Genomic DNA, 12,137 nt, shown 5'->3' with positions numbered 1-12,137 from the left:
AATTTTTGCTTCGCAAAGTCAATCGTCAATTATTATTAACGCTAGGGTTCGCAAGGGTTATTACTATACAGAATTTATCCGTTCGCAAAGGCACTTCGTTCAGCCAGGACCTTACTATATACATTGCTGATTGAAACGCCACTGCGATCGAAAGAAATTAAACATCATAAAAAACTTTGCGAACGCTGCGTTTAATAACATGCATGTGTATTAAAAACCTGACATATTATATTTTTTGTGAAAAAAGATTGGAAAGATTGTTAAGTCAAGGGTCAATTTTTGCTTCGCAAAGGCAATCGTCAATCATTATTAACGCTAAGGTTCGCTAGGTTTATTACTATATAAAATTTATCAGTTCGCAAAAGCACTTCGTTCAGCAAAGACCTCATTGTATACATTGCTGAGTGAAACGCCACTGCGATCGAAAGAAATTAAACATCATAAAAAACTTTGCGAACGCTGCGTTTAATAATATGCGAACTTATATTAAAATTTACAAGCGCAGCGAATTCACCATTGACATTTATTTATCATAATTCTTCATGATGTACTCAAAGTAGTGAATCATTTTCAGGTAGTTTTCAATACTAAGATATTCATTGGTGCTGTGAATACTCTGCTGCTCGGCACTGTTGATCTTAATCGGCATGAACCTGTAGACGTTTTTGCTTACAATTTCATATTTACCGGCATCGGTTCCAGCCATAGTAAGATATGGTGTGACAATAGCTCCAGGATGAATTTCTTTCACTCCGGCTTCTATCATTTTAAAAGCTTTTGTGTTGGTTGGAGAAATAGCAGAAGCTTCTCTTGTATTGTCAATTTCTTCTACCTCAACGTCAAAACCTTCAGTCGCTTTCGCAATATGATCTCTTACATATTTCACTGAATTTCCTGGAAGTAATCTGAAATTAACAACAAATTCCACTTCGGGAGAAAGGACATTGGTTCCATCACTTCCTTTCATCATCGTTAAAGCTGTTGTGGTTCTCACCAAAGCATTGGTTGTATTGTTTTTGGTAAGCTGGGAAATCAGTACCGGTTTTAAAAGCCATTGATTCGCCAATGCCATTCTTGTGGTGAAAGGCATTTCACCTCCGATATTAGCAAAAAACTCTTTGATTAAAGGGGTAATAACAGGCTTCATCTGATCATCTTCCAGACGCTGCATGATGACAGCAGCTTTCCCGATAGCGCTTTCCATAGGAGGCATAGAAGAATGTCCACCCAGTCCTTTTACTTTTATTTTTGCGGAAAGAAAACCTTTTTCAGCACATCCTACTACAGCAACATCTGTATCAATTCCTGCCACATTTCCCTTTCGCATAATCAATCCTCCTTCGTCATAAACGGCATCGAACTTCAGCCCTTTTTTCTTAAAATAATCGGCAATCTGAATCGCTCCTTTTTGTCCGCCCACTTCTTCATCGAAACCAAAAGCCAGATAAATATCACGCTGTGGAATCTGTTTGTTTTTAATCATAGAATTCATGGATTCCATCAAGGAAAACAGCATTCCCTTCATATCTATGGCACCTCTTCCATAAATTCTTCCGTTGGCAACAGCTCCTGAAAAAGGGGCAAAATCCCAGTCTTCAGCTACTTTTGAAACTGGCTCTAATGGTTTATCATCCGGACGGAATATATTTTCTTCGTTATTTTTAATATCAGCATCTCCCGGAGGAACAACATCCATATGAGAAAGGAATAAAATAGGCTCCAGTGAAGAATTGCTTCCTTTAAGTCTGAACACCAGTCCATATTGGTTGACCTCAACATTTTCTGTGTTCTGATAGACTAACGGATAAGATGTTTTTAAATAGGTTTTGAACTGTTCAAACGGGGCGTAATCAAATTCACCCAAACTTCCTGTAGAAACGGTAGGCACTTTTATTCCTCCTGAAAGTCTCATGACTGCAGAATCATTTTTTATGGGTTTCCAGCCTTCACCTGCCCCGATCGTATTTTTCTTAAACGGATAGGTGTAGGTTTTGATCAATACGACAGCAGCCAGAATGGCAACGATTCCCAAAAGGATTAAAAGAAATTTTTTCATAGCGGATAGTTTGTGAGGTGATTTTATTCTATAAATATAACAAAGTATTTTATGCCCAACAATTTAAAGTCTGGCTTTTTCAATCGGTAAATCCATTGAATACGCCCTTTACAGTTTTAAATTCATAAAAAGCAAATAATCATGTCCCTTTAACAAAGACAGGATCGTCATTGGAATAAAGAAAAAAGTATGAAGAATATTCTGCACATTATCTCCAGCGCAAGAGAAGATCTGTCTTACAGCAAAGGACTTAGTTCAGCTATTGTTGAAAAAATTTCACAACAAAATAATATCCGTCAGATTACGGTACGGGATCTGGTGAAGGATATGCCACCACTAGCGAATGAAGTTGATTGGATGAAACTTTGGAATTAAAAGAACGCTTTTTTTAATGCAAGGGCGCAAAGGGTTTTAATCATGATGCTTTTTTAAGGCGCAAGAATATTTCGACTTTGCTCAATGTGAGATTTTCAGCAAGAAATGATGATGAAATTCTGACGCCTTTGCGATTTACTAACTATGAAATAAACAATCTTAGTTTAATTCAGAATTTCGTTCATTTCGGTTAAAATGATTGGTTTTCCATCTGTGATTACGATGGTATGTTCGTGCTGTGCCATATAACCGCCTTTATTGCCTACCATGGTCCAGCCGTCTTTTAATTCTACAGCAATATTGGAATCGGTGGAGATGAATGTTTCAATAGCCACGACAGAGCTTTGCTTGAAACGTCTGGAATCATAACGATTTTTGTAGTTCAGCAATTCGTCAGGCTGTTCGTGTAAGCTTCCCCCTACTCCATGGCCTGCAAGATTCTTAATAACTTTAAGACCTCTTTTCTTTGCTTCTGTTTCCATTAAATGTCCTATGTCTGCTATTTTGACACCGCCTTTGATATTGTCGATAGCTTTTCTTAAAATATCTTTGGAAGCCTCCACCAATTTTTGATGCCCATGAATATCTTCACCAATCACGAAGGAACCTCCGTTATCTGCCCAATATCCATCCAATTCTGCAGAAACATCAATATTGATCAGATCGCCTTCTTTCAAAACCCTTTGATCTGTTGGAATCCCGTGACAGAATTCATTGTCCACACTGATACACGTCCAGCCTGGAAATCCATAGGTCAGATAAGGTGCTGATTTTGCTCCAAAACCTTCCAGTATTTTGGCTCCATATTCGTCCAAATCTTTGGTGGTCATGCCGGGTTCGGCGTAATCCATCATCTTCTTCAGCGTATAGGCAACAGCTTCACTTACTTTTTGCATTCCAAGCATCTGATCTTCGTTGGTGATTGACATATTTTTTGATTATTGTTGATAACTACAAAGTTAGGAAATTAAAATATGCAGACATGTACAGTTTTAAATCAAATCTATTTATTGAAAAATAGGGTTACTACCCCCTTCACCAACCCTCTCTACCTCCTTGGGTAAGGGGGGTATACCCAGTTCCACAAGGGGCTATAGGTACTTCGTAAGAGCCTGGCACCACTTTAATAAGGGGTTAGAGGGACTTATACAACTGGCTAGAGGCCGTTGGTTAAGGGGCTGAAGGCAGTTCTGAACCGGCGATAGCCACTTGATGAAGAGGCTGGAGAGACTTACTATAGTGGTTAGAGGTAATTTCTAAGTGGCTAGAGATTGTTTATAAAGTCATTCATGGTATTTTAATAAGGATGTACAAGAACAAAACCATTGGTTTTTTATTTTATTCACCGACACGAGCGAGACGCTCGCGCCAGCGGGGGGCTTAGAACATTAAAACTTTTTTCAAAGAAAAGTTGTTCGTGTTTTTTTAAAAAAGAATTATTAGTGTATAGAAAATCTATATAATTGTATATAGAATATTCTTCCTTATTTTTAACAAGATCATCAATTATTTCTAAGTACAATGAGAATATAAGATTTCCAACCATTTTCACAATATCTAACTCTTTCTGAGAACTATCAAATATGTTATATAAATCTACAATATATTGTAGCCTATCATATTCTTTTGAATTATTAACAACGAAATGTGATAATTCAGTAAAAAAATCATTAGGATTGTTTAATAATATTTTTTTTATAATCTTCAATTTGATCATCATTATCATTATCAATTGCTGAAATAAATAAATTAAAATTTTGCATGTTTTATTTTTTTATTGAAATAATTTGCGGTAATCCTATAATGGTTGAATTAAAAATTGTGTTTCGACCATAAAACGAAAAGTTATAATCACCATCTTCTCTCTTTTTAATAGGTAATCCTAACTGCTCACTTTGTCTTCTCCCTGTTGATTGAGTTTTACTAAATGAAAATCGTAACCGTTGTTTTGCTTTTGACTGCTGGCTGCTTGCAGTTGGCTTTTAGAATGTATAGAACTTCCGGTAATAAGGTATTGCTGATCAATGGTTGTGGTGACCTGGCTTAGAAAATCCTGGGTAGAGGATTGGATGTCTTTCTGCCACACCACTTCCTGGGCAGATACGCCCAGGACTGTGCATAAAGTGAATGCACCGAGATAGATTTTTTTCATTCTATGTTTTTTTGAGTTAGTAATTAGTTTATTAGAACGCAGCGAATTTAATATTTTTTAAGACACGAAAATCACTTTTATGTGGTATCCTGTAAATCATACTATTTATCATTAAATCCTATATATATTTTCATTTTATTACAATGCAAAAATATTGACCCACAACGTCAAAACATGTCGCATAAAAATAAAAAAGGGCCAACTCAAAAGAATTGACCCTTCCAAAAAACATTAACTGTTTATTGATAGAATTATGATGTTTTATTTCCAGCCGCCACCTAAACTTTTATAGATGTCGACTACAGTACTGAGCTGTTTTTGTTTTGCCTCGATAAGTTCCATTTTGGCATCCAAAGCATCTCTCTGATTCAAAAGAACTTCAAGATAATCTGCTCTTGAATTACGGAACAACTGATTGGCAATATCAATAGACTGATCCAGGGCTTTGGTTTCCTGTGACTTTAATTGATAATACTGGTCAATATTTTTAACCTTTGACATTAGATTGGCAACGTCCAGATAAGCATTCAAAATCGTTTTGTCATATTCGTACAATGCCTGAACCTGTTTTGCATCTGCCGTCTGAAAATTAGCTTTTATTGCACTCTTGTTAATAAGTGGTCCAGCAAGTTCACCTACAAGATTGTAAGCTATTGATTCCGGTAATTTAACAAGATATGAAGGTTTAAAAGCCTCCAGCCCTAATGTTGCAGAAATTTCCAATGAAGGATAAAACTCTTTTCTTGCCGCTTCCACATCTAGTTTTGAAGCTTTCAATTCCAGCTCGGCCTGCTTGATATCAGGACGGTTGGCTAATAACTGAGATGGAATTCCTGTATAAACCGTCGGAGGAATGGTAGACATAAAGTTTTCCTTTGTTCTCACAATTGGTTGTGGATATCTTCCCAGCAGAGCATTGATTTCGTTTTCCTTCTCCGTGATCTGCTGACGGATTGTATATTCTGCAGCTTTGGATTTTGCCAGTTCTGCTTCAAATTTTTTCACAGCCAGTTCCGTTGCAGCAGCAGCTTCTTTCTGAATTTTGGAAATTTCCAATGCTCTTTGCTGAAGCTTGATATACTGTTGTATAATATCCAATTGATTATCAAGTGCTAATAACTCATAATAATTATCCGCCACTTCTTCAATAAGATTCGACAAAACAAAGTTCTTCCCTTCCACCGTAGAAAGATAATGAGCTACTGCAGATTCTTTCTCAGTTCTCAGTTTTTTCCAGATATCAATCTCCCAGCTTGCATTTAATCCAGCTTCAAAATTCCCAAGCGGATCTGGCATTTCTTTTCCCGGTTCAATTTGTGTCGTAGCATCACCTGCTCCTTCACTGGTATAGCGGCCTGCTTTTTTCAATCCTGCTCCTATTCCCGCAGACACCGTCGGGGTTAATCTTCCTTTTTTAGCTAAAACACCACTTTTAGCAATTTCAATCTCCTGCAGCGTGATCAGAAGTTCCTGATTATTTTTTAAAGCAGTTTCAATAAGGGTTACCAGGTTTGGATCAGTAAAAAACTGCCTCCATGGTGTTGTTCCGCTATTGTTATTCGCATCCTGCTGTTCTTCCTGATTAAAGTTCTGAGGAATATTTTCTTTTACCTCATCTTTTATAACAGTCGCCATCGGTGCCTTACAGCTTGCAAGTACAAGCGATAAGGCAATGGCTGTGATTATATTTTTAGTCTTCGAATTTTCCATCATGTTCATAAGGTTCAGTTTGTTCTGTTAAAGGATTTTCTTCTTCATATCTGGCCAATCGTGACTTATCGGCAATGGTTCCGAAGATATAATACAGTCCGGGGATAATCATCAATCCGAAAATGGTCCCGATTAACATTCCTCCCGCTGCTGCAGTACCAATGGTTCTGTTACCGACCGCTCCCGGTCCTGTTGCAATCACCAGAGGAATCAACCCCGCAATGAAGGCAAATGATGTCATCAAAATCGGACGGAAACGAATGGCCGCTCCTTCAATAGCGGCTTTTGCCACAGGGATTCCTTCTTCTGCCTTTTTCTGTACGGCAAATTCTACTATCAATACGGCATTTTTACCCAGAAGTCCAATTAGCATGACCATGGCCACCTGTGCATAGATATTGTTTTCCAATCCTAATAGTTTTAAGCATAAAAATGCTCCGAAAATACCTACCGGAAGGGATAAAATAACCGGTAGCGGAAGGATGAAACTTTCATACTGTGCGGAAAGAATCAGATAAACAAACCCTAAACATACCAGGAAGATAAATATGGCTTCATTACCACGGCTTACTTCATCTTTAGAGATCCCCGCCCAGTCGATACCAAAACCTCTTGGAAGTGTTTTATCCGCAACTTCCTGAATTGCCTGAATCGCCTGTCCGCTACTATATCCAGGTGCCGGAGTTCCACTTACCTCTGCAGAGTTATACATATTGTGTCTTGTAATCTCCGATAATCCGTATACTTTTTCCAATCTCATGAAGTCTGAGTACGGAACCATCTGATCTTTATCGTTTTTAACGTACAGTTTCAGCAAGTCAGTTGGTAAGGCACGATATTGAGGACCAGCCTGAACAATTACCTTATATGGTCTGTCAAAACGGATGAAACTCGTTTCATAGTTGGAACCGATCAATGTAGAAAGGTTATCCATCGCTTTTTCAATAGTGACTCCTTTTTGCTCTGCAAGATCATTATCTATCCTAAGCATATATTGTGGGAAACTCGCAGAATAGAATGTAAATGCTGATCCCAATTCCGGACGCTTCTTAAGCTCCTTCACAAAGTCATTACTTACCTGTTCCATTTTATGATAGTCTCCACTTCCCGCTTTATCCAGCAAACGAAGTTCAAAACCTCCTGCTGCTCCATAACCCGGAACGGAAGGCGGCTGGAAGAATTCTATATTAGCTCCGGGAATATTTTTGGCTTTTTCTTCCAGTTTTTCAATGATTTCTGCAGCAGATTCTTTACGTTCTTCCCAGCTTTTAAGGTTGATCAGACAGGTTCCGGAGTTGGATCCGGTACCTTCCGTCAAAATCTCATAACCTGCAAGAGAAGAAACGGATTGTACTCCATCAATATCTTCAGATTCTCTCAAGAGTTCTCTGGCAATCTGGTTTGTTCTTTCCAATGTAGATCCCGGAGGCGTCTGAATAATGGCATAAATCATCCCCTGATCTTCAGCCGGGATAAATCCTGAAGGTAAAGAGTTACTCAGGAAGAATGTACAGGCACAAAATGCTAATAGTAACGGCAATGTTATTGTCTTTTTCGTCACTGTTTTATTCAGCATTTTCTCATATCTACCAGCTCCCTTCGTAAACAGGTTGTTGAATTTATCAAGGAAAAGAGTAACCGGAGTTTTCTTTTTAGCCTTTCCATGATTATTTCTTAAGATCAAAGCACATAATGCCGGCGTCAAAGTAAGTGCCACTACTCCGGATAAAATAATGGATGAAGCCATTGTAATAGAGAACTGACGGTAGAATACCCCAACCGGTCCGGACATAAATGCAATCGGAATGAATACCGATGCCATTACCAGCGTAATGGCGATAATTGCTCCACTGATCTCATGCATTGCTTCTTCGGTAGCCTTTAATGGAGAAAGGTGTTTTTCTTCCATCTTGGCGTGAACAGCTTCAATAACTACAATCGCGTCATCTACTACAACCCCGATCGCCATTACTAAAGCAAAGAGGGAAATCATATTCAGGGTAATTCCGAAAGCAGACATTACCGCAAATGTTCCCACTAAAGAAACCGGAACAGCTAATGCCGGAATCAATGTTGAGCGCCAGTCTCCAAGGAATAGGAATACTACGATAGCAACCAGGATGAAGGCTTCGAACAAAGTATGGATTACTTTTTCCATAGAGGCATCCAGGAATCTTGAAACGTCATAACTAATGTCGTAATGCATTCCCTTAGGGAAGTTATTTTTTTCAAGATCTTTCATCAATGCTTTCACATTTTTGATAACGTCACTTGCATTGGACCCATAGGATTGTTTTACCGTGATTGCCGCTGAAGGCTTTCCGTTCAATGTAGAATAAATATCATACATGGAACTTCCAAACTCTATATCGGCAACATCTTTCAGTCTTACAGATTCTCCGTTCGGTTTTGCTTTTAAAATAATGTTTCCGTAATCTTTTTCATTATTGAAACGACCTGGATATTTTAATACATACTCGAAAGACTGAGAGCGTTTTCCGGAACTTTCACCCGTTTTTCCAGGGGAAGCTTCCAAACTCTGCTCATTCAGAGATTCCATTACTTCATCTGCTGAAATATTATAGGCTGTTAATCTATCCGGTTTCAGCCAGATACGCATGGCATATTCACGGGTTCCCAGGATATCGGCAAAACCTACACCACTTACCCTTCTCAATTCAGACATTACGTTGATATCTGCATAGTTGAAAAGGAATTTCTGGTCAGCTTTAGGATCGTCACTGTACAGGTTAATGTACATCAACATATTCGGTTCTTCACGGGTGATCTTTACCCCTTCACGCACTACCAGAGGTGGAAGTTTATTGACCACTGAAGATACACGGTTCTGCACATTTACTGCAGCTACATTGGGATCCGTTCCCAGATCAAATACAATCTGAATGGAAGCTTCCCCGTCATTTCCGGCATCTGAGGTCATATATTTCATACCGGGAACACCATTTAATCCTCTTTCTAAGGGGATTACTACGGATTTAATCAACAATTCGTTGTTAGCTCCGGGATATTCTGCGGTGATATTTACTTTAGGCGGAGAGATGGATGGGAACTGGGTCACCGGAAGTTTTACCAATGACAGTATTCCCATAAATACAATAATCAATGAGATTACTATAGACAGAACTGGTCTGCGAATGAATTTCTTAAACATACTGTTTCGTTTTAGAGAACCACTACTCTGCTTTTAATTTCAGTGATTGAAGAACTTTCTTAGGATCCTGGAATTTTGTTTTCACTTTTTGATCATCCTTTACTTTCTGAACTCCTTCCAGAAGAATCTGATCTCCTTTTGAAATTCCTGATCCTACTACATACAAATCCTGAAGTTCATAGGCTACTTTGATATTTCTGGACTTTGCTACCCCATTTTTATCAATTACAAATACATATTTCTGATCCTGAATTTCATAGGTAGCTTTCTGTGGAATGATCAATGCGTTATGAACAGGCATTGACATCTGCACTTTTCCAGTTTCTCCGTTTCTCAGAAGTTTGTCAGGATTAGGGAATTTCGCACGGAAAGCAATATTTCCTGTTTCGTTATCGAATTCTCCTTCAATCGTCTGAATTTCTCCTTTTTGTGTATATGTTTCTCCGTTGGCTGTAATCAGAGAAACCTGATTGCTTCCTCTGTCTGCAGCATGAGTCTGATAGCTCAAATATTCAGGTTCTGAAACGTTGAAATAGGTATAGATACTTGTATTGTCTGATAACGAAGTCAACAAATCGCCTTCATCTACAAGACTCCCTAATTTCAGTGGAATTCTATTGATAATCCCTGAAAATGGCGCTTTGATATCAGTAAAAGAAAGGTGGATCTGGGCCAGTTTCATTTCTGCATTGGCAGCATCCAGTTTTGCTTTTGCCATGGCTCTTTCATTTTTAGAAACGATGTTGTTTCCTGCCAGTGTACTTGCATTTTTCAGTTCAATAGAAGCCTGTTCTACTTCTGCTTTTGCTTTTAATAATTCTGCCTGATACAGTTTAGGCATGATGCGGAACAATGTTTGTCCGGCCTGTACGTACTGTCCTTCATCTACAAAGATTTTTTCCAGGAAACCTTTTTCCTGAGCTCTCACTTCAATGTTTTTTACAGATTGAATCTGGGCCACGTATTCTTTGTTGATTACGGTATCCATTACCACAGGGGACGTCACCGGATAGACGGTAACTTCTTCTTTTTCTTCTTTTTTCTTATTGCAGCCAACCGCCAACAGAAGGGCACTCAGCGCAATTCCCGAAGCAACTCTTTTTATCATAATTCTAGAGTTTATATAATCGTTAATGTTTTGATAGAAATAAAAAACGGTAATAAAAGAGGTACGGTGTGATGATTACCGGCATACACAACGCAAGGTATTTCCACCTGTCATCAGGCAGAAAATAAACAGAACGGATAAATTTTAGATTCTAATGGAGCGGATAAGAATAAATCTTTTGGTTGCCAAACCAAGAACAAAGCCATGAATATCCGGCTTGGATCGTTTATAGCTTTTTAATCCAAAAATATAGACTAAAGAGAAAACTCCTGCAAAAACAATAACAGCCTGCCATACATCAGACAGCTGGAAATCATTTTCGGTAAGTTCTAAAGTGGAATTGTCTACATTATCGGCCATTTGCTGAACAGAGAGTTTTTCGAAAGTCTGATTCAGGCGGTTGGCTCTTTTTGGCATATGATGAGAAACGTGACCGTTATAGTCGTTTCGGAGCGTTTTAACGTCAAGTCTGCTTTCTACTACAAAGAGCAGAAAAAGACCGGTTAAAAAATATACTACGAAGTTTCTCATTTTGAAGTTGCAAATGTACACCCAGATTATGATATTACCATCATGGATTAACAAAATTTAACTCTTCTTTAAAATACCTGAATATACAAAAGTGATAAATATTAAATTTTTCTTTTATTCAAGCGTCATTTAGGTAATTTTGACATCTCATCTGTGCAAGTTTCAATTTTCAAATATCAAGCCATTTTTTTTGATTTAAGGAAATTTTAATTTTAAAGTTGTTGCTTTTTTGAACATTCAAGAGCCTTGATATTCTATTTTTAAAATTTACCCTAGTGAACCTAAACTTTATCATGAATGAGAATTATTAACATTAACTTATTGTTACTCTCTTATTTTTGAATTATTTTTGCCGAAAATTAACACAACAAATGAAAAAAAAAAAAAACAAGATTATTCTTCTTAAAACAAGTTCGTTAAAAACCCTGCATCAACAACGTCTATTCTAAATTTCCCACTATAATTATTACCTTTTGTTTCGTGAATTCTGTTTCAAAAAACAGTGAGTTAAATTATATAAAACTTTAATTTTCTGTTAGTTTATGAAAAATTAACACATATTTATTAAAAATATTTGTAAATTTATATAGCATTAATATCATAATTCATGAAACACTTTAAAATCACTTATCACTATGAAAAAATTATTAGTACCAATCCTTTTCGGATTGACCCTTATTTCCCTAACAGCATGTAAACATCCCGGAAAAGAGGCTGAAACCATTACTGCTGTTGTTCCAGAAAATACAGATGACATTTCAAAAAATGTGTATGTTGACAGCTATGGAGAAAAAATAGAAGTAACGATCAACAATACCAAAAATACAGCGATTATACATTTAAACGGCAAAACTTTTGACCTAAAAAAAAGTGATGCTTTACCTGAATATACAGCCTCAAATGAAGAATATCAATATTCTGATATTAAGGGCAATATCACTTTCCTGAAAAAGAATGTAGATATGGTTCTGTTCCACCTTAAACAGGCAAAAAAAGAGTCTGGTCCTGCAAAAATGGCATCGTATTAGCATAT

Annotated in this window: 9 protein-coding genes; 2 read left to right on the top strand and 7 right to left on the bottom strand. The window is 37.5% G+C overall.

Translation table 11 applies throughout. The annotated features are described in order from the left end of the window. Window positions 1–523: 523 nt before the first annotated feature. Complete coding sequence (locus tag DDF69_RS10370; protein WP_114820734.1) at window positions 524–2,056, bottom strand: M20/M25/M40 family metallo-hydrolase; 1,533 nt, start codon at window positions 2,054–2,056, stop codon at window positions 524–526. A 189-nt stretch (window positions 2,057–2,245) separates the two neighbouring features. On the opposite strand from DDF69_RS10370, the gene DDF69_RS10365 reads away from it, so the two are divergent. Then, window positions 2,246–2,431 carry an NAD(P)H-dependent oxidoreductase gene (locus DDF69_RS10365; protein ID WP_114820733.1) on the top strand — a complete coding sequence of 62 codons (186 nt, stop codon included), beginning with the start codon at window positions 2,246–2,248 and terminating at the stop codon, window positions 2,429–2,431. 164 nt (window positions 2,432–2,595) lie between these two features. On the opposite strand, the gene map is transcribed toward DDF69_RS10365, so the two are convergent. The 6 genes from map to DDF69_RS10330 all read right to left on the bottom strand — a co-directional run bounded on the left by map (window position 2,596) and on the right by DDF69_RS10330 (window position 11,104). Beyond that, a complete protein-coding gene (map, locus tag DDF69_RS10360) occupies window positions 2,596–3,360 on the bottom strand; it encodes a type I methionyl aminopeptidase (protein ID WP_114820732.1) in 765 nt (254 codons plus the stop codon). Between the two features lie 953 nt (window positions 3,361–4,313). Next, complete coding sequence (locus DDF69_RS10350; protein WP_228411961.1) at window positions 4,314–4,583, bottom strand: hypothetical protein; 270 nt, start codon at window positions 4,581–4,583, stop codon at window positions 4,314–4,316. Between the two features lie 261 nt (window positions 4,584–4,844). Further along, window positions 4,845–6,302, bottom strand: coding sequence for a TolC family protein (locus tag DDF69_RS10345; protein ID WP_114820730.1), 1,458 nt, complete (start codon window positions 6,300–6,302; stop codon window positions 4,845–4,847). After that, on the bottom strand, window positions 6,274–9,465 hold the full coding sequence (locus DDF69_RS10340) for an efflux RND transporter permease subunit (protein WP_114820729.1): 3,192 nt from the start codon (window positions 9,463–9,465) through the stop codon (window positions 6,274–6,276). The genes DDF69_RS10345 and DDF69_RS10340 overlap by 29 nt, the downstream gene beginning before the upstream one ends. 22 nt (window positions 9,466–9,487) lie before the next feature. After that, window positions 9,488–10,570, bottom strand: a complete 1,083-nt coding sequence (locus DDF69_RS10335; protein WP_034693811.1) for an efflux RND transporter periplasmic adaptor subunit — start codon at window positions 10,568–10,570, stop codon at window positions 9,488–9,490. Between the two features lie 147 nt (window positions 10,571–10,717). Beyond that, on the bottom strand, window positions 10,718–11,104 hold the full coding sequence (locus tag DDF69_RS10330; protein ID WP_114820728.1) for a hypothetical protein: 387 nt from the start codon (window positions 11,102–11,104) through the stop codon (window positions 10,718–10,720). A gap of 635 nt (window positions 11,105–11,739) precedes the next feature. Here DDF69_RS10330 and DDF69_RS10325 point away from each other — a divergent pair. Further along, window positions 11,740–12,132 (top strand): multicopper oxidase domain-containing protein, encoded by a 393-nt coding sequence (locus tag DDF69_RS10325; RefSeq protein ID WP_114820727.1) that lies wholly within the window; start codon window positions 11,740–11,742, stop codon window positions 12,130–12,132. The last annotated feature ends 5 nt before the right edge of the window (window positions 12,133–12,137 follow it).

The sequence above is a fragment of the Chryseobacterium sp. KLBC 52 genome (assembly GCF_003347605.1).
Classification (GTDB): Bacteria; Bacteroidota; Bacteroidia; order Flavobacteriales; family Weeksellaceae; genus Chryseobacterium.
Note: the sequence above shows the minus strand (reverse complement) of the source record. Positions and strands in the feature narration are given on the sequence as shown.